Annotated in this window: 11 protein-coding genes; 6 read left to right on the plus strand and 5 right to left on the minus strand. The window is 62.8% G+C overall.

Annotation, left to right across the window (positions count from 1 at the left end):
• Positions 1-21 precede the first annotated feature (21 nt).
• The 3 genes from AC07SU_RS14335 to AC07SU_RS14345 form a co-directional block, all read right to left on the minus strand.
• The gene (locus AC07SU_RS14335; RefSeq protein ID WP_494997379.1) at positions 22-1,206 is read right to left on the minus strand and encodes an osmoprotectant NAGGN system M42 family peptidase; all 1,185 of its coding nucleotides are present in this window, start codon (positions 1,204-1,206) and stop codon (positions 22-24) included.
• A gap of 148 nt (positions 1,207-1,354) precedes the next feature.
• Entirely contained in the window at positions 1,355-3,088 is a 1,734-nt protein-coding gene (gene ngg / locus AC07SU_RS14340) for an N-acetylglutaminylglutamine synthetase (protein ID WP_494997380.1), read from the minus strand.
• A 3-nt stretch (positions 3,089-3,091) separates the two neighbouring features.
• Positions 3,092-4,864: an N-acetylglutaminylglutamine amidotransferase gene (locus AC07SU_RS14345; RefSeq protein ID WP_494997381.1), complete on the minus strand. Its 1,773-nt coding sequence runs from the start codon at positions 4,862-4,864 to the stop codon at positions 3,092-3,094.
• Between the two features lie 311 nt (positions 4,865-5,175).
• On the opposite strand from AC07SU_RS14345, the gene AC07SU_RS14350 reads away from it, so the two are divergent.
• Positions 5,176-10,002: an NEL-type E3 ubiquitin ligase domain-containing protein gene (locus tag AC07SU_RS14350; protein ID WP_494997382.1), complete on the plus strand. Its 4,827-nt coding sequence runs from the start codon at positions 5,176-5,178 to the stop codon at positions 10,000-10,002.
• Positions 10,003-10,008: 6 nt separating this feature from the next.
• Here the strand turns inward: AC07SU_RS14350 and mnmC are convergent, their stop codons facing one another.
• On the minus strand, positions 10,009-11,982 hold the full coding sequence (gene mnmC, locus AC07SU_RS14355) for a bifunctional tRNA (5-methylaminomethyl-2-thiouridine)(34)-methyltransferase MnmC2/FAD-dependent 5-carboxymethylaminomethyl-2-thiouridine(34) oxidoreductase MnmC1 (RefSeq protein ID WP_494997383.1): 1,974 nt from the start codon (positions 11,980-11,982) through the stop codon (positions 10,009-10,011).
• A 141-nt stretch (positions 11,983-12,123) separates the two neighbouring features.
• On the opposite strand from mnmC, the gene pap reads away from it, so the two are divergent.
• The 3 genes from pap (at position 12,124) to AC07SU_RS14370 (ending at position 16,102) form a co-directional block, all read left to right on the plus strand.
• Complete coding sequence (gene pap, locus AC07SU_RS14360) at positions 12,124-13,638, plus strand: polyphosphate:AMP phosphotransferase (RefSeq protein ID WP_176998096.1); 1,515 nt, start codon at positions 12,124-12,126, stop codon at positions 13,636-13,638.
• Between the two features lie 113 nt (positions 13,639-13,751).
• On the plus strand, positions 13,752-14,936 hold the full coding sequence (locus AC07SU_RS14365; protein ID WP_494997384.1) for a thiolase family protein: 1,185 nt from the start codon (positions 13,752-13,754) through the stop codon (positions 14,934-14,936).
• 209 nt (positions 14,937-15,145) lie between these two features.
• On the plus strand, positions 15,146-16,102 hold the full coding sequence (locus AC07SU_RS14370) for a DMT family transporter (protein WP_176998098.1): 957 nt from the start codon (positions 15,146-15,148) through the stop codon (positions 16,100-16,102).
• Here the strand turns inward: AC07SU_RS14370 and AC07SU_RS14375 are convergent.
• Positions 16,099-17,481, minus strand: a complete 1,383-nt coding sequence (locus AC07SU_RS14375) for a class II fumarate hydratase (protein WP_176998099.1) — start codon at positions 17,479-17,481, stop codon at positions 16,099-16,101. The two genes, AC07SU_RS14370 and AC07SU_RS14375, sit on opposite strands and share 4 nt — an antisense overlap.
• A gap of 181 nt (positions 17,482-17,662) precedes the next feature.
• Here AC07SU_RS14375 and AC07SU_RS14380 point away from each other — a divergent pair, with 181 nt between their 5' ends.
• Together AC07SU_RS14380 and AC07SU_RS14385 are read left to right on the plus strand one after the other, a co-directional pair.
• On the plus strand, positions 17,663-18,181 hold the full coding sequence (locus AC07SU_RS14380) for a DUF2059 domain-containing protein (RefSeq protein ID WP_010567461.1): 519 nt from the start codon (positions 17,663-17,665) through the stop codon (positions 18,179-18,181).
• 6 nt (positions 18,182-18,187) lie between these two features.
• Positions 18,188-18,487 (plus strand): BolA family protein, encoded by a 300-nt coding sequence (locus AC07SU_RS14385; protein WP_494997385.1) that lies wholly within the window; start codon positions 18,188-18,190, stop codon positions 18,485-18,487.
• The last annotated feature ends 45 nt before the right edge of the window (positions 18,488-18,532 follow it).

Consider the following 18,532-nt stretch of genomic DNA (forward strand, 5'->3'; position numbering starts at 1 on the left):
TGTGACCAGCCGTTGCCCGCGTCAGGACTTCTGCCCGACCAGGCTGTCCACCGAAGGCACCCGTGTATCGCTCTCCATTTGTGTCTCATGTTCCAGCTGATGGCTGAACCGGTCCAGGGAGCCCTGGGCGGGCTGCGCATCGCTGGCGAACACGGGCGGGCTGAGGATGTAGGCACCCAGCAAGCGGCTCAATGCCGCCAGGCTGTCGATGTGCGTGCGCTCGTAACCATGGGTGGCATCGCAACCGAACGCCAGCAAGGCGGTGCGGATATCGTGGCCGGCCGTGACCGCCGAGTGCGCATCGCTGAAGTAATAACGGAACAGGTCACGGCGTACCGGCAGTTCGTTATCCGAGGCCAGGCGCAGCAGGTGGCGGGACAGGTGATAGTCGTAAGGCCCACCAGAATCCTGCATCGCCACGCTGACCGCATGTTCACTGGAGTGCTGGCCGGGGGCGACCGGGGCGATGTCGATGCCGACGAACTCACTCACGTCCCACGGCAAGGCGGCCGCTGCACCGCTGCCGGTTTCCTCGGTGATGGTGAACAGCGGGTGGCAGTCGATCAGCAAGGGTTCGCCGCTGTCGACGATCGCCTTGAGCGCCGCGAGCAGGGCGGCCACACCGGCTTTGTCATCCAGGTGACGGGCGCTGATATGCCCGCTCTCGGTGAATTCGGGCAGGGGGTCGAACGCCACATAGTCGCCGACGCTGATGCCTAGGGAATCACAGTCGGCGCGGGTGGCGCAGTAGGCGTCGAGGCGCAATTCCACGTGGTCCCAGCTCACCGGCATTTCATCCACGGCGGTGTTGAATGCATGCCCGGAGGCCATCAACGGCAGCACGCTGCCACGGATCACGCCGTTATCGGTAAACAGGCTGACGCGGCTGCCCTCGGCAAAGCGGCTTGACCAGCAGCCCACCGGCGCCAGGCTCAGGCGCCCGTTGTCCTTGATGGCGCGCACGGCGGCGCCGATGGTGTCCAAGTGTGCCGACACGGCGCGGTCGGGGCTGTTTTTCTGGCCCTTGAGGGTGGCGCGAATGGTGCCGCGCCGGGTCATTTCAAAAGGGATGCCCAGTTCTTCCAGGCGTTCGGCGACGTAGCGCACGATGGTATCGGTGAACCCGGTGGGGCTGGGGATGGCGAGCATTTCCAGCAGGACTTTCTGCAGGTAGGTGAGGTCGGGTTCTGGGATGGTTCGGCTCATAAAGACTCCTGTTGGCTTGTCAGGATGCAGTGCCTGTAAAGGCCTCATCGCGGGCAAGCCCGGCTCCCACAGGTGATCGCATTCCAATGTGGGAGCTGGCTTGCCTGCGATGGGGCCAGTGCAGGCACCCCACCTCTCAAGCAGTCAGCTAACTGTGGGGAAACAGCAGGTCCACAAACCGCTCAGCCGTAGGCTGCGGCTCATGGTTGGCCAGTCCGGCCCGCTCGTTGGCTTCAATAAACACGTACTCGGGTTGATCGGCGGCCGGCACCATCAGGTCCAGGCCCACCATGGGGATATCCAGCGCACGGGCGGCGCGCACGGCGGCGTCCACCAGCGTGGGGTGCAGGATCGCGGTGACGTCCTCCAGGCAGCCGCCGGTGTGCAGGTTGGCGGTGCGGCGCACGGCCAGGGTCTGGCCACGGGGCAGGATGCTGTTGTAGTCGTAACCCGCCGCGTGGAGCGTGCGCTGGGTTTCGGCGTCGAGGGGGATCTTGCTCTCGCCATCGGTGGCCGCCTGGCGGCGCCGGCTCTGGGCCTCGATCAACGCGCCGATGGAGTGGTGGCCGTCACCGGTCACCTCGGCTGGGCGGCGGATGGCGGCGGCGACCACTTCAAAACCGATCACCAGGATGCGCAGGTCCAGGCCTTCGTGGAAGCTTTCCAGCAGCACCCGGCTGTCGAACTGCCGCGCTGCCTCGATGGCCTTCTGCACCTCTTCGATACTTTGCAGGTCCACCGCAACGCCTTGGCCCTGTTCGCCGTCCAGCGGCTTGACCACGATGCGCTGGTGCTCATCGAGAAATTCCAGGTTGTCATCGGCACTGCCCGCCAACTGCTGCGACGGCAGTTTCAAACCGGCGGCCTTGAGCACCTTGTGGGTCAGGCTTTTGTCCTGGCACAGGGTCATGCTGATGGCGCTGGTCAGGTCGCTCAACGACTCACGGCAGCGCACACGGCGCCCGCCGTGACTCAGGGTGAACAGGCCAGCGTCGGCGTCATCCACTTGCACATCGATGCCACGTCGATGGGCTTCCTCGACGATGATCCGCGCATAGGGGTTGAACCCCGCCTGGGGGCCGGGGCCGAGAAACAACGGCTGGTTGATGCCGTTCTTGCGCTTGATCGCAAAGGTGGTCAGCGCACGAAAACCGAGCTTGGCGTAAAGGCTCTTGGCCTGGCGGTTATCGTGCAACACCGACAGGTCCAGGTAGCTCAGGCCCCGGCTCATGAAGTGCTCTACCAAGTGACGCACCAGCACTTCACCGACGCCTGGGCGCGTGCATTGCGGGTCGACCGCCAGGCACCACAGGCTGCAACCGTTCTCCGGGTCATGGAAGGCTTTCTGGTGATTGAGGCCCATCACGCTGCCGATCACCGTGCCGCTGTCTTCGTCTTCGGCCAGCCAGTACACCGGGCCACCTTGATGGCGCGGCGTGAGGCGCTCGGCGTCCACCGGCAACATGCCGCGCCCCTGGTACAGCTGGTTGACCGCTGCCCAATCCGCCTCGGTCTGCACCCGGCGAATACGGAAGCCGCGGAACACCCGGGTGGCCGGGCGGTAGTCGGTGAACCACAGGCGCAAGGTATCGGAGGGGTCGAGAAACAGTTGCTGAGGGTCGATCCCCAGGATCTGCTGGGGCGCGGCCACGTACAACGCGATATCCCGCTCCCCGGGCTGCTCGTTGAGCAGCTCCTGGGCCAGGCTCGCGGGGTCGGGGAAGGTGTGCCCGATCAGCAACCGGCCCCAGCCGCAATGCACGGCAATCGGTTGGTCACTTGAAGGGCTGCCATCTTCGGCGAGCCGGGCTTGCAGGCGCTCATAAGACGGCGCCTGGCCCTTGAGCAGGCGTTGGCTGTAAGCCGCTGCATGGGGTTTCATCGATCAGATTCCTTGTTCACTGAGCCACAGGTTCAGCGCCGCCAGTTGCCACAGCTTGGAGCCGCGCAGCGGAGTCAGTTGGCCTTGCGGGTCGGTGAGCAGACGGTCGAGCATCGCAGGGTTGAACAGGCCACGATCCTGGCTCGGGTCCAGCAGCAGTTCGCGTACCCAGTTCAGGGTGTCGCCCTGCAAATGCTTGAGGCCCGGCACCGGGAAGTAACCCTTTTTGCGGTCGATGACTTCACTGGGAATGACCCGGCGCGCCGCTTCTTTCAAGACCTGCTTGCCGCCGTCAGGCAGTTTGAATTTACCGGGTACGCGGGCCGACAGCTCCACCAGGCGGTAGTCCAGGAAGGGCGTTCGCGCTTCCAGGCCCCAGGCCATGGTCATGTTGTCGACGCGTTTGACCGGGTCGTCCACCAGCATCACCGTGCTGTCCAGGCGCAACGCCTTGTCGACCGCAGCGTCCGCGCCGGGCATCGCAAAATGTTCAAGTACGAAGTCGCCAGCGGCGTCATTGGCGGTCAGCCATTTAGGCGCGACGGTGGCGGCGTAGTCGTCGTAGCTGCGATCAAAGAATGCATCGCGATAAGCGGCGTAGGGGTCGCTGGCACCGTCCACCTGCGGGTACCAGTGGTAACCGGCGAACAGCTCATCGGCGCCCTGGCCGCTCTGCACCACCTTGCAGTGCTTGGCCACTTCCCGCGACAGCAGGTAGAACGCGATACAGTCATGACTGACCATCGGCTCGCTCATGGCGCGGAAGGCAGCTGGCAGTTGCTCGATGATCTCGCTTTCGGCAATCCGCAACTGATGATGGCGCGTGCCGTAGTGCTTGGCGATCAGGTCTGAATACTGGAACTCGTCGCCGCGTTCGCCACCGGCGTCTTCAAAGCCGATGGAGAAGGTCGACAGGTCTTCCACGCCGACTTCGCGCAACAGGCCGACGAGCATGCTCGAGTCCACACCACCGGACAGCAGCACGCCGACATCCACCGCCGCACGTTGGCGGATGGCCACAGCTTCGCGGGTACTGTCCAGCACGCGGTCGGTCCAGTCTTCCAGCGTCAGGTGTTTTTCGTCCTCACGCGGGCCGTAAGGCAGGGTCCACCAGGTTTTCTGCTCGGTCTTGCCGCTGGCGTCGATGCGCATCCAGCTGGCCGGTGGCAGTTTTTCAATGCCCGCCAGCAGGGTGCGCGGGGCCGGCACCACGGCGTGGAAGTTCAGGTAATGGTTCAGCGCCACGGGGTCGAGGATCGGGTTGATGTCGCCGCCCTTGAGCAATGCCGGCAACGCCGAGGCAAAACGCAGGCGCTGGCCGGTGCGCGACAGGTACAGCGGCTTCACGCCGAGACGGTCACGGGCGATGAACAGGCGCTGGGTGTCACGCTCCCAGATGGCAAAGGCAAACATGCCGTTGAGCTTGGGCAGCAGGGCTTCGCCCCAGGCGTGATACCCCTTGAGCAGCACCTCGGTGTCGCCACCGGAATAGAAGGCGTAGCCCAGGGCTTCCAGCTCTTCTCTCAATTCCGGGAAGTTGTAGATGGCGCCGTTGAAGGCCAGGGACAGGCCCAGGTGGGCGTCGACCATCGGTTGGGCCGAGCCGTCCGACAGGTCCATGATTTTCAGGCGTCGGTGGCCCAGGGCAATCGGCCCTTGGGCGTGGAAGCCCCAGGCGTCGGGGCCACGGGGGGCCAAATGATGGGTGATGCGCTCAATCGCAGCCAGGTCGGCCGGTTGGGCATCGAAACGTAATTCTCCAGCTAATCCGCACATAAATTCCTTACCGGTTTTTCCGTTGGGGAGGGGTCAACACTCAATACGCCCCGAAGGGCGCGTACCCAGAAACTGACCCAGTGCTATCCGTGGAGTTTTAGACCGATAAGTTATAAGGCAAATAGCCGTAACCTCCTGTTGGTCGGTCTTTGTCTGGCGGGGGCTGCGGCGACATGGCGGTAAATAACGCCAGTTAGCATGGAAAATCCGGGTTGATCGGCTGGCTCAATGCGGGGTTATTCGAATCTGTTTTCCGGCACTTCGCGCTTATCTTGATCCACCATTATTCAACGCAAAGGAAGACGTTGCTGATGGCGCATAAACGCGAATCACGGGATGCCGAAAACACCGTGAGCCCGGCTGAAATGGAAGCCGCCCTGTTGGAGATGACCGGTGACCTGGGCAAGGCACGAGTGCTGCAAGCCACCCTCCCACAATGGCTGCTGGGGGCCAGACCCACGACGTTGCAGGCGATCAAACGCACCCATCGGGACGGGCGGGAGACGTACCAGCGGGCGCAGAACGTGTTTGAACGCCTGCAGCCGCTCGATAGTTTTTGCATCAAGCAGCTGCAAGCCTTTTTGGTGAGCAAGGGTGTGACTGGCGTGGATGTAGAACGTGACAAGCTGGAGCTGCCCAAACGCAGCTTGTCGGGCGTTGGCGCAGACCTGGGTGGCGCCCTGCAAACCACTGTTACCCTTGAAACACTGAGCCTGGTGCAGGCGGCCATGCGCAATTTTTCCGAGGACCAGGCTCAACCTGGCGGCCTGTCGGCTTCGGCGCTGTTGCGCAGTGCGGCTACCGGGCAGGCGATCGTCGGTATGACGGTGAACGAGTTTGTCGGGTATTGCCGTGAGCTGGATCTTGGCTGTGCGTACCAGGCCCATATACGCAGCGTTTTTAACCTGCGCGATCCGGGCGCCATCACCCCGGGTTTCAACCCGGTTGCCTTGGACCTTGGCGAGTCTAAATGCCTTGATCTGCAGATTGACCTGCACATCGCCTATGCCAAGGGGTATCTCAGCGAGCCGACTTACGCCTGGTTGCTCAACGTGATCAAGGCTGACCAGCCGGCAGATGAGTCGCTGCATGCGATGCCGGAGGGTGAGTCGTGGGTCTGGCAAGGCCTGAATATTGATGGTGCCTGCCTCTGGAGTGTCATGCTGTTCAGCGCAGAGCCTTACGGCCAGTTACCCGTCAAGGGGTTTGTGGTCTACATGCCCAACGAGCCGCTGCGACCGTGGTACGAATACGCGCGTCTGGAGGACTTCACGTCCTATCTGAGCCTGATGTTACGGGCGCAGTCTTATCGAAAGGCATTGGGTGCTTATCTGGACGAGTCTGAGCGCCTGGCGTTTTTCCAGCGCTACGAGGAGAAGCATCAGGTTGGCCCTTTGCGGGTGATTCCGGTGCAGGTACGCGTATCGGAGTTTCAGTTTCAGGCCTGTCTCGGCAAGCTCCAGCTCGACGCGCAGGTGCTGGCTGTGCCCAAGGCACAAGTGGACGAAGACGCCTGGCAGCGACGCTTGCAAGCGTATCTGGACATCGGGCTGAACCTGCTCAACGTCGCCGGGTTCGTGGTCCCGGTACTCGGCCAGTTGATGATGGGCGTGGCGATCGGTCAACTGCTAGGCGAGGTGTTTGAAGGGGTTGAGGATTGGGCCCACAGTGACAAGGACGAAGCGCTCGGACACCTGTTCAACGTGGTGGAAAATATCGCAGGCATGCTGCTGTTTGCTGCCGGCGGAAAAGTGGTCGGCACCCTCAAGCGCCAGCTCACGGGCTCTTCGCAGTTTTTTGAAAAAGTCGAGCCCATCGCTCTGCAGGATCAGCGCCAGAGGCTGTGGCGCTCACGGCTGGCGCCCTACAGCCAGCCTTCGGAGATTTTCCAGCGGGGCTGGCGGGCCGACGCAAGGGGCATTTATCAGGTCAACGGGAATGCTTACGTCAATATCGACGGGGCGCTTTATGCGATCAGCTTCGACCCAACCATGGGCAAGTGGCGTGCGCTGCACCCGCGACGGCCCACCGCCTGGCGCCCGCCGTTGGAGCATAACGGGCAGGGTGGCTGGCAGCACGTATTCGAGCGCCCGCGAAATTGGCATTCGCCCCTGTACAACCTGGGGCGAATCGACCCGGCGCTGATCGCGATGCCGACAGATCAATTGAACAACCTCGCGACCATCACCGAGCTGGAACTGGCCGATGTGCAACATCTTGCCACGGAGCATGAAGCGTTGCCCGAGCGGGTTCAAAACGCCGTGGCGCGCTTGCGCCTGCACCATAAAATCGGCGAGTTGCGCTACGGTCTAGAGCATAACGTGCACCCCGACGCTTCGACCGCTCGCGCGCAAATGCTTGCTTTGCCTTTGATGCCAGGATGGCCTCAGGGGCGTTTTTTTGAAGTGCTCGACGAGCAGAACAACTTGCTCGAAAGCCTGTCGCACCTTGCCCCTCTGGACTATGAGGACATGAGCATTCATATCACCGAGCAACAGGTCAGGGATGGCCAGGTGATGGAGGTGTTGTTGCAAGCCCTCAGCGCTGAAGAGCGTACTCACTTGCTGGGGGAAACGGTTGAGCTGGAGCAGGCACCTGCGCTGCTTCGCAAACGGCTGCTGGAGACGGTCGACACCCGGCATGCGGCGGTGCACCGTCGCCTGTATGAGGATTACGAAGGCATTGCCCGCGGTGAACTGGTGCCCTTGGTCGCGCGGTTTCCCCAGTTGCCACGTCGAGTGGCCTGGGAGCTGGCCACCAACGCCCGCACGGTGGATCGCAAGATCCTGCGCGAGAGTGGGCGCGTGCCGTTGCACCTGGCCCGCAAGACCCAGCTTGCCCTGGACCAGTTACACGAGGACCAGGCGCTGATGGGGTTGTATTGGCCATCGCTGGCCAACGAGGGGACGCGCCGTATTGCGCTGGGTACCCTTGAGCGTTTGCAGGGCTGGCCGCAGGACTTGGCGTTCCAGGTGCGTGAGGGGCGCTTGGACGGGCGCTTGCTTGACCAGGTGGGGCCTGCCGACGCGTCCGTGCGACGCACCATTGTCCAGTCTGCCGAAGGGTTCCAGGCTTTTGACGATCAGGGGCACGACTTGGACGCGTTGGCCAGCGGCCCGGATGGGTTGTACCAGGCAATCGTGGACTGCCTGTCGCGTTCCCAGCGCGCCACCTTGCGGCTGGTGGGCACCCAGACTGGCAGCCGTTTACGCGGCCAGTTGAGGTTCAAGTCCCAGGATGAAAGGTACCGCGTGAAGGGCTACCTGTGGCCCGAGCGGGGCATGCCTGAAGCGGCGCCGTCATCGTGTGTCCAGGCGCAGGTAGGCCCACCTGCAACGCATCCGCCGGCGCTGGTGCACAAGCTGAAAAAGCTGTACCCGCTGTTGAGCGACCTGGAGATCTCCCGGCTTATCGAAGGCGCGGGCCACGATCACTTGTCCAGGGCGACGAAGGTGGAAGCCCTTGAACATGATTTTTCGTCACTACGCCGTGCGCTGAAAACCTGGAGTCATCAGAAGCCAGCGGGTAACGCCGAGGCCATTGCGCCGTGGGACCACCATCTCAGCCGGCGGCAGGCCACGAAATTGATCGAGCAATGCTGGCGGCACATGATCGTGGCGCGTGACGAGCGCGGCCTGCGCGTGCCGAGCCTGGAACTCGACGGCATGCTGTTGGGAGGCTTGCCCACGTTGCCGTCGAACATTCAATTCGATCATGTTCAGCGCTTATCCCTGCGAAACATGCGCCTGGACGATGGCGTTGCTTATTTTCTCAAGCACTTCAATGGCTTGCACACCCTCGACCTGACGCAGAATCACATCACCCGACTGCCCGAGGTACTCGGTCATATGCCGCAGCTCACGCGCCTGCACATGGCAAACAACCAGCTGCAATTGACCGAACACAGCCTTCGCAAGCTGGCTGAATTGCGCAACCTGCGCTCGCTGAACCTGAGTGACAACCCGCTGCTGGATGTACCGCACGTGGGCAAAATGCTTGATCTGCGCGAGCTGCTGTTGCGCAACTGCAAGCTCAGTGACTTTCCTGAGGAATGCGCTCGGTTACCGTGGCTTGAACAGGTGGATTTGCGCCAGAACGAAATCAAGGTATTGCCTGACTGGCTGTTCAACATGCCCCGACGGTTTACCAGCGTGTTCAATTTGCGCCTCAACCCGTTGTCATTCGCCAGCCAGCGGGCGCTCAAGAATTATCGACGTTCTATTGGCACGGGCATGGGGTTTCTAGAGGACGACCTTGCACGCCTGAGTGAGCAGAAAGCCCGCGAGCTATGGCTGTGTGAGAGGGGCGTGAGCGATCACGCTGAAAAGGACCGAGTGTGGCGAGGGCTTGTGGACGAGCCGGGTTCCGACGGTTTGTTCAAGTTGCTCGCGGAATTGGGCGGCACCGCCGATGCGCGCTTTGTGCGTGAAGACCTCGATCGGCGCGTGTGGCGTGTCTTGATGGCGGCCGCCAACGACGAGGATTTACGCGAGGAGGTGTTCCAGCGTGCCGCGACACCGCTGCGTTGTGATGACGCGGCGGCCAGCAGTTTCAGCGCCCTGGAGGTCCTCACGGAGATCAGCGACGCCACGCGCTTGATCGAAGGGCGGGTGCTGACCGCCAAACCGCTATTGAAGCTTGCCCGGGGCTTGTTTCGACTGGACCAGTTGGAAAACATCGCACGGCGTCACAGCGACAGTAACCCCGCGGTGGACCCACTGGAAGTCAGCCTCGCGTACCGTACCGGGCTGGTTGATCGCTTCCACCTGCCCGGCCAACCCTTGCACATGCGCTTTGCACGCCTGGGCGGTGTGACGCCTAGCGCGCTGGACGCTGCCGAGGCACAGGTCAAGGCGGCGGAGCTGTCACCCAGCCTGTTGAATTACCTGGTGGAATTGCCATTCTGGAATGACTACCTCAAGCGTACCTTCAACAGCCGATTCGAGCGTTTGAATGAGCCCTATAGCCAGCGCGTGAACACCGTGTTCGACCAAAGCCTGACGTTGAGTGACGTCGATTATCGTGACCAGATGAACCTGATCCTGGGCGAGCAGGAACAGGCGCAAGCGGCGGAAATCCGGCGCCTGAGCGAGGATGCCTTGCGCTTTGATGAGCTGGGTATCTGTCCGCTGGCCTGAAGACAATCAGCCCGTCTTCCCACGGATCAACGCACGCACGGCAAAGCGGTTCGGATGACAGGCCTCGGCGACACTGGCGGCCACGGGCAGCGGTTCGTCATTGATCCAGGCTGCCAGCAACTCGCCGCACAACGGCGCGGTGATCAGGCCGCGTGAGCCGTGACCGCTGTTGACATACAGCCCGTCGAGCCAGGGGCAGGGCGTGTCCGGTACTTGCCGGGCGTCCTTGCGCAGCACGCCGTAGGCCTGGTCAAACGCCTCGCGATCCGCCAGCGGGCCGACGATGGGCAAGTAGTCCGGGCTGGTGCAGCGAAAGGCGGCACGGCCCTGCAGGATCGTCGGGTCCAGCGTTTCGGCCTGCAGGCGCTCGGCCAAGTCTGCCGAGATGTCCTGGAGCAACGCCAGGTTGCCGGCGTGCTCGGCGGCCGTGGGCGTGAGGTCATCGCTCTTGAAGTCGAAGCTGGCGCCCAGCGTGTGCTCGCCCAGGCGCGGCGGTGCCACATAACCCTCGGCACACACCACCGTGGTGAGCGCTGCGCTGTCAGCGGTTTGCGGCAGGCGGGTGATCTGCCCACGAATGCGCTTGAGGGGCAGGTCGGCAAATCGCTGGACCTCGGCGGCGCCGGCCAGTACCACCACGGCGGCGCTGGCCAACAGGCGATCACCGTCCCAGGCTTGCCAGTGGTCATCGACTTTGCGCAGGTCGAGTACCTCATGGTGCGGCAGCACGCTGATACCGGGCTGACCGGCTTGCCATTCACACAGCGCGGGCGGGTGCACCCAACCGCCTTCGGGGAAGAACAGGCCGCCGTGCGCCAGGACGATACCGGCTTTGGCCTGGGCCTGCTCGCGGTCGAGCAGGTGCAACAGGTCGGGTGCGAATGCCTCGGCAAGTTGGGCCTGGCGCTGGCCTTCCTTGGCATCGAACGCCAGTTGCAGCACGCCGCAGCCATCCCAGTCCACACCGCGGTGCAGGTGTTCCAGCAGGCGACGGGTATAGCCGAAGCCCGCGACGATCAGCTGCGACAGCGCCGTGCCGTGGGCTGACAGCTTGAGGTACAGCACGCCCTGCGGGTTGCCCGACGCTTCCTGGGCCAATGCCGGGTGGCGCTCCAAAATGCTTACCCGCCAACCACGTGCTGCCAGGCTGGCGGCACTGGCGCAACCGGCCAGGCCCCCGCCGATGACCATCGCATGGCGTTCGCCTTGGGGCGCAGGCGGTCGTGCGAACCACGGCTTGGCCTGCGCAGGCGCTGGAGTATCGGCCGGCCAGCCGAGGAATTCGCCGCGCAGGATCTCCCACTTGTGGCCGATGCCCGGCGTGCGCTTCATTTTGAAACCGGCAGCGTTGATCAAGCGGCGAACCCAGCCGGTGCTGGTGAAGGTGCTGATGGTCGAGCCGGGGGCTGCGAGGCGCGCCAGTTCGGCAAACAGCTCGGCGGTCCACATCTCGGGGTTTTTGGCTGGGGCGAAACCATCGAGAAACCAAGCGTCGATGTGCGCGTCCAGTTGCGGCAATTGCTCCAGCACGTCGCCGATCAACAGGGTCAGGGTCACGCGGCCGTTATCCAGCACCAGGCGTTGGAAGCCTTGGTGAATGGCAATGTACTGCGCCAGCAATTGCTCGGCGAAGGGTTGCAGCTCGGGCCAGAGGGCGAGGGCGCGTTGCAGGTCGGAATGGCTCAGCGGGTATTTTTCAACGCTGACAAAATGCAGGCGCGCGCCGGCCACCGCGTGTTGCTCAAACAACTGCCAGGCACACAGGAAATTCAACCCGGTGCCGAACCCCGTTTCACCAATCACCAGCCTCCCGCCCACCGGCAAGGCGGCAAAGCGCTCCTGCAAGCGGTTCTGTTCAAGGAACACATAGCGGGTTTCTTCAAGGCCCGACTGGTCGGAGAAGTACACGTCGTCAAACACCCGCGAGTGCGGGCGGCCTTGTTCGTCCCAGTCGAGCTGGGCGTGGTTGATGGGGTTCATGGGCGGCTCGGCAAAATCAAGGCGGCCATTCTAGCTGATCAATGGGCTTTGAATTGACCCACGGCAAGCGAGGGTGGAATTTCCTCCCGCGTGTTGTTGCCCAATCCGCTAGTCTTGATCCATCTTCACACGGAGCTGCCCATGTTCGAATCCGCCGAAATCGGTCACGCCATCGACAAAGACACCTACGACGCCGAAGTGCCGGCGCTGCGCGAAGCCCTGCTGGAAGTGCAGTACGAGCTGCAACAGCAGAAGCGCTTCCCGGTGATCATCCTGATCAACGGCATCGAAGGCGCCGGCAAGGGCGAGACCGTCAAGCTGCTCAATGAATGGATGGACCCGCGCCTGATCGAGGTGCGCACCTTCGACCAGCAGACCGACGAAGAATTGGCCCGCCCACCGGCGTGGCGCTATTGGCGACAGCTGCCGGCGAAAGGGCGCATGGGCATCTTTTTCGGCAATTGGTACAGCCAGATGCTGCAAGGCCGGGTGCACGGGCAGATCAAGGACGCACGCCTGGACCAGGCCATTGCCGGCGCCGAACGCCTGGAAAAAATGCTCTGCGATGAAGGCGCGCTGATCTTCAAGTTCTGGTTCCACCTGTCCAAGAAACAGATGAAGGCACGGCTCAAGGCCCTGGCCGACGACCCGCTGCACAGCTGGCGCATCAGCCCGCTGGATTGGCAGCAATCAGAAACCTACGACAAGTTCGTGCACTTCGGTGAGCGCATCCTGCGCCGCACCAGCCGCGACTACGCGCCCTGGCATGTCATCGAAGGGGTGGACGCCCATTACCGCGGGCTCACCGTGGGCAAGCTGCTGCTGGAGGGCCTGCAGAATGCCCTCAAGCTGCCCAAGGGCAAGGCCAGCGGCATGAACCCGGCGCCGCTGATTGCGTCGGTGGACAAAAAGAGCCTGCTCGACAGCCTGGACATGACCCTGCGCCTGGAGAAGGACGACTACGAAGAACAGCTGATCACCGAGCAGGCGCGCTTCTCTGGCCTGATGCGCGACAAGCGCATGCGCAAGCACGCTTTGGTCACCGTGTTCGAAGGCAACGACGCGGCGGGCAAGGGCGGGGCGATTCGCCGAGTGGCGGCGGCGCTGGACCCGCGCCAGTACCACATCGTGCCGATTGCTGCGCCGAGTGAAGACGAGCGTGCCCAGCCTTACTTGTGGCGGTTCTGGCAGAAAATTCCGGCGCGGGGCATGTTTACTGTGTTCGACCGCTCCTGGTACGGCCGCGTGCTGGTGGAGCGCATCGAAGGCTTCTGCACCCCGGCCGACTGGATGCGCGCCTATGGCGAGATCAACGACTTCGAGGAGCAACTACGCGATGCCGGGGTGATCGTGGTCAAGTTCTGGCTGGCCATCGACAAGGACACCCAACTGGAACGTTTCCAGGCTCGCGAGGAGATTCCGTTCAAGCGCTTCAAGATCACCGAAGACGACTGGCGCAACCGCGACAAATGGGACGACTACCGCGCGGCCGTCGGCGACATGGTCGACCGCACCAGCACCGAAGTGGCGCCCTGGACCCTGGTGGAGGCCAACGATAAGCGCTGGGCGCGGGTCAAGGTCTTGCGCACCATCAACCTGGCGCTGGAAGAGGCGTTCGCCAAATCCGACAAGCACGACAAGAAGAAAAAGAAATAACCCGTGGCCCGTCATCATGGGTTTGCATATCCGGGGTGAATGATCGTCGCGGTTGCCGGGAGCGGGATCTATCCTCGATCCATCTCCTGACAACCACAAGATCGAGGTAGCCCATGCGTGAAGTAGTGATCGTCGACAGCGTGCGAACCGGCCTGGCCAAGTCCTTTCGCGGCAAGTTCAACCAGACACGCCCGGATGACATGGCGGCCCATTGCGTCAACGCGTTGCTCACCCGCAACGGCATTGACCCGGCGACGGTGGAGGACTGCATCGTGGGTGCCGGCTCCAACGAAGGCGCCCAGGGCTACAACATCGGGCGCAACGTGGCGGTGCTCTCGCAATTGGGCACCGGTACGGCCGGGATGACCCTCAATCGTTTCTGCTCTTCGGGGCTGCAAGCGATTGCCATTGCGGCCAACCAGATTGCCTCGGGGTGCAGCGATATCATCGTTGCCGGCGGTGTGGAATCCATCAGCCTGACCATGAAAAGCGTCAACACCGATAACCTGATCAACCCGCTGCTTAAAGAGCAGGTGCCGGGTATCTACTTCCCCATGGGCCAGACCGCCGAGATTGTCGCGCGCCGCTACAACGTCAGCCGCGAAGAGCAGGACCTGTACGCCCTGCAAAGCCAGCAGCGCACGGCCCAGGCCCAGGCCGATGGCTTGTTCAACGATGAAATCGTGCCCATGGCCGTCAAGTACAAGGTCGAGGACAAGAACACCGGCGCCGTGCAAGTGCTCGACGGCGTGGTGGATCGCGATGACTGCAACCGCCCCGACACCACCCTGGCCAATCTGCAAAGCCTGAAGCCGGTGTTTGCCGAAGATGGCTCGGTGACGGCGGGCAACTCGTCGCAGCTCTCCGACGGTGCGTCCATGACGCTGGTGATGAGCCTGGAGAAAGCCCTGGCCCTGGGGCTCAAGCCCAAGGCGTTTTTCCGCGGCTTTACCGTGGCCGGCTGTGAGCCGGACGAGATGGGTATCGGTCCGGTGTTTTCGGTGCCCAAGCTGCTCAAGGCCAAGGGCTTGCAGGTGGCGGACATCGACCTGTGGGAACTCAACGAAGCGTTTGCGTCCCAGTGCCTGTATGCGCGTAACCGCCTGGAGATCGACAACGCCAAGTACAACGTCAACGGCGGCTCGATCTCCATCGGCCACCCGTTCGGCATGACCGGTTCGCGGCAGGTGGGGCACCTGGTGCGTGAGCTGCAGCGACGTAACCTGCGCTACGGCATCGTCACCATGTGCGTGGGCGGCGGCATGGGCGCGACCGGATTGTTCGAAGCGGTGCGTTGATCCGTTCCTGACGAAACCGGATCAAATTGTGGGAGCTGGCTTGCCTGCGATAGCGGAGTGTCAGACCAGAATACGTTGGCTTCAAACCGCTATCGCAGGCAAGCCAGCTCCCACATTTGATTTGCGTAATGCTGAAAAAAACGCTCGCCAGCGCCCCCCTTAGTCCCCCTAGAATGCCCCTTCCACTTCCTCTGGCATCTGGGGCATTCATGCACATCTCTTCCGGCCGCTGGGTCTACGGCTTTTGCTTGACCCTGCTGACCGCACTGCTCTGGGGCATCCTCCCGGTGAAACTCAAACAGGTCCTGCAGGTGATGGACCCGATCACCGTGACCTGGTTTCGCCTGATCGTCGCTGGCAGTTGCCTGTTCATCTACCTGGCGCTCACCAAACGCCTGCCCAGCCGCAAGGTGCTCGGGCCCAGAGGCGGTTGGCTGGTGGGCATGGCGGTGTGCGGCCTGGTGGGCAACTACGTGCTGTACCTGGTAGGCCTGAAAATGCTCAGCCCTGGCACGGCGCAGCTGGTGGTGCAGATGGGGCCGATCTTCCTGATGATCGCCAGTGTCTTTGTGTTCAAGGAGCGTTTCAGCCTGGGGCAAGTGGCGGGTCTGGTAGTGCTGGTCGTGGGCTTCGGCCTGTTCTTCAACCAGCGCTTGGAGGAAATGCTGACGTCGCTGGGCACCTACACTGCCGGTGTGTTGACCATCCTGCTCGCCACCACCATCTGGGTGTTCTACGCCCTGGGCCAGAAGCAATTGCTGACGGTGTGGAATTCGCTGCAGGTGATGATGGTGATCTACCTGTCGTGCGCCGTGTTGCTCACGCCCTGGGCCCACCCTCTGGAAGCCCTGGACCTCAGCCCGCTGCAAGGCTGGCTGTTGCTGGCGTGTTGCATGAATACCCTGGTGGCCTATGGCGCATTCGCCGAAGCGCTGGCCCACTGGGAAGCCTCGCGGGTGAGCGCCACCCTGGCCCTTACGCCGTTGGTGACCTTTGTCGCCGTGGCGCTGGCCGCCTGGCTGTGGCCGGACTTTGTGCAGGCCGAAGAGATCAACGCCCTGGGCTATGCCGGGGCGTTGGTGGTGATGCTGGGGTCAGCGACCGTGGCGCTGGCACCGTCGCTGATTGCCGGGCTCAAGGCCCGGCGTGTGCGCATGGCGTCTTAATTGCCCAGCATGTTTTCCGGGCGTACCCACTGGTCGAACTCTTCGTCCGTGAGGTAGCCCAGCTCCAGGGCGGCTTCGCGCAGCGTCAGGCCCTCGGCATAGGCTTTCTTGGCAATCTCTGCCGACTTGTCATAGCCGATATGCGGGTTGAGCGCAGTCACAAGCATCAGCCCGCGCTCCAGGTGTTCGGCCATCTGCCCAGCGTCGGGCTCAAGCCCGGCCACGCAATGCTCCTGGAAGTTATTGCAACCGTCCGCCAGCAGGCGGATCGATTCCAGCAGGTTGTGGATGATCACCGGCTTGTACACGTTCAGCTGCAAATGCCCCTGGCTGGCGGCCATGCCGATGGTCACGTCGTTACCCAGCACTTGGCAGGCCAGCATCGACAGTGCTTCGCATTGGGTAGGGTTGACCTTGCCCGGCATGATCGAGCTGCCCGGTTCGTTGGCCGGCAATTTCACTTCGGCCAGCCCCGCGCGTGGCCCGGAGCCCAGCAGGCGCAGGTCATTGGCGATTTTCATCAGGGCCACCGCCAGGGTTTTCAGCGCGCCGTGCAGGGTCACCAGGGGTTCGTGGCCGGAGAGGGCGGCGAACTTGTTCGGCGCCGTGACGAACGGAAAGCCTGACAACGCAGCCAATTCGGAGGCAATGGCCTCGCCAAACCCGTGGGGCGCATTGAGCCCGGTGCCCACGGCGGTGCCACCCTGGGCCAGTTCGCACACGGCGGGCAGGGCGCTGCGGATCGCGCGTTCGGCGTAATCAAGTTGGGCAATAAAGGCTGAGAGTTCCTGGCCGAAGGTGATGGGCGTGGCGTCCATCATGTGGGTGCGGCCGGTTTTCACCAGGGTCATATGGCGCGCGGCCAGCTCGGCCAGGCCACCGGAAAGCGTGGCGATGGCCGGCAGCAAGCGCTGATGCACGGCCTGCACGGCGGCAATGCTCATGGCCGTCGGGAAGCAGTCGTTGGAGCTTTGCGAGCGGTTCACATGATCGTTAGGGTGCACCGGGCTCTTGCCGCCACGGGTCTTGCCCGACAGCTCGTTGGCGCGGCCGGCGATTACTTCGTTGGCGTTCATGTTGCTCTGGGTGCCGCTGCCGGTCTGCCACACCACCAGGGGGAACTGGTCGTCATGCTGGCCTGCGAGCACTTCATCGGCGGCCTGTTCGATCAGGCGGGCGATGTCGGCGGGCAGGTCGCCGTTGCGGTCGTTGACCCGTGCGGCGGCTTTCTTGATCAGGGCCAGGGCGTGCAATACCGCCAGGGGCATGCGCTGTTCGCCGATGGCGAAATTCACCAGCGAACGTTGGGTCTGGGCGCCCCAGTAAGCGTCATCCGGGACATGGACTTCTCCCAGGCTGTCGGTTTCGATACGGCTCATCGGGCACACTCCTTCAGGTCTGTTTGCGCAGTTTAGGCCGTGATCGACCGGGTGGGTTCCCTAAAAGACTTTTCATCGGGCAATCCAGGCCCGACAAGGCTCGGGGTTGAGCCATAAGGTTTTTTAGGCGCAGAATGGGCGCCCTTGGGGTCTTACCTCGCCTGCTAGAAAAGGAAACTCGATGACTCGTCTTCGTGCCATCTGTACCGCGGTTGCTCTGGTTTGCGCCAGCGGCCAGGTTTTTGCCGATACTGCCAGCCACAACGCCAGTGCCGAAGCCTTCCTTACCCTGGCCCATGCCGACAAGCTGGGTACCCCGGTGTACATGCAAGTGCAGCAAATGTTCGCCCAGCGTTTCGAACAAACCAAGGCGCCTGCCGCCAAGCAGTCCGTGCTGGACAGCTACCAGGCCAAGGCCAACGCCGCGCTGGACCAGGCCATTGGCTGGCCGAAGCTGAAGCCGGACATGGTCAAGCTCTACACCAGCAACTTCAGCGAATCCGAGCTCAAGGACCTGGTTGCCTTCTACCAGTCGCCACTGGGCAAGAAAGTCCTGGAAAAAATGCCGCAGCTGACTCAACAGTCGGCCCAGATGACCCAGGCCAAGCTGGAAAGCGCCGTGCCGGTGGTGAACAAACTGCTGGAAGACATGACCAACGAGCTGACGCCTAAAGCCGCCGCTCCGGCCAAGAAGAAGTAAGCAGGAATGACCATGCAACAGCGTATCGAAACGGCGCTTGCCGCCCTGGGCACCGACCACTTGAGCGTGCTGGACGAAAGCCACATGCACAGCCGTGGGTTGCAGACCCACTTCAAGGCCGTGCTGGTCAGCTCGCAGTTCGAGGGGCTCAACCGCGTCAAGCGCCACCAGAAGGTCTACGCCACCCTGGGTGACCTGATGAGCGAGTTTCATGCGCTGGCGCTGCATACCTACACGCCTGAAGAATGGGCGAAAATCGACGCAGCCCCGGCCTCGCCGACCTGCGCCGGCGGTAGCAAGCACTGATCTGTAGGCGCCCGCTTGCGGGCGATCCTCACACCTCGGTGTGTC

This window comes from Pseudomonas sp. GW821-FHT05H12, assembly GCF_059419385.1.

Excerpts from the sequence above, each read along its gene's own strand:
- AC07SU_RS14345 (WP_494997381.1), bottom strand. The coding sequence starts at position 4,864 with ATGTGCGGATTAGCTGGAGAATTACGTTTCGATGCCCAACCGGCCGAC.
- AC07SU_RS14375 (WP_176998099.1), bottom strand. The coding sequence starts at position 17,481 with ATGAGCCGTATCGAAACCGACAGCCTGGGAGAAGTCCATGTCCCGGAT.
- AC07SU_RS14380 (WP_010567461.1), top strand. The coding sequence starts at position 17,663 with ATGACTCGTCTTCGTGCCATCTGTACCGCGGTTGCTCTGGTTTGCGCC.
- AC07SU_RS14365 (WP_494997384.1), top strand. The coding sequence starts at position 13,752 with ATGCGTGAAGTAGTGATCGTCGACAGCGTGCGAACCGGCCTGGCCAAG.
- AC07SU_RS14335 (WP_494997379.1), bottom strand. The coding sequence starts at position 1,206 with ATGAGCCGAACCATCCCAGAACCCGACCTCACCTACCTGCAGAAAGTC.
- AC07SU_RS14350 (WP_494997382.1), top strand. The coding sequence starts at position 5,176 with ATGGCGCATAAACGCGAATCACGGGATGCCGAAAACACCGTGAGCCCG.
- mnmC (WP_494997383.1), bottom strand. The coding sequence starts at position 11,982 with ATGAACCCCATCAACCACGCCCAGCTCGACTGGGACGAACAAGGCCGC.
- pap (WP_176998096.1), top strand. The coding sequence starts at position 12,124 with ATGTTCGAATCCGCCGAAATCGGTCACGCCATCGACAAAGACACCTAC.
- AC07SU_RS14385 (WP_494997385.1), top strand. The coding sequence starts at position 18,188 with ATGACCATGCAACAGCGTATCGAAACGGCGCTTGCCGCCCTGGGCACC.
- AC07SU_RS14370 (WP_176998098.1), top strand. The coding sequence starts at position 15,146 with ATGCACATCTCTTCCGGCCGCTGGGTCTACGGCTTTTGCTTGACCCTG.
- ngg (WP_494997380.1), bottom strand. The coding sequence starts at position 3,088 with ATGAAACCCCATGCAGCGGCTTACAGCCAACGCCTGCTCAAGGGCCAG.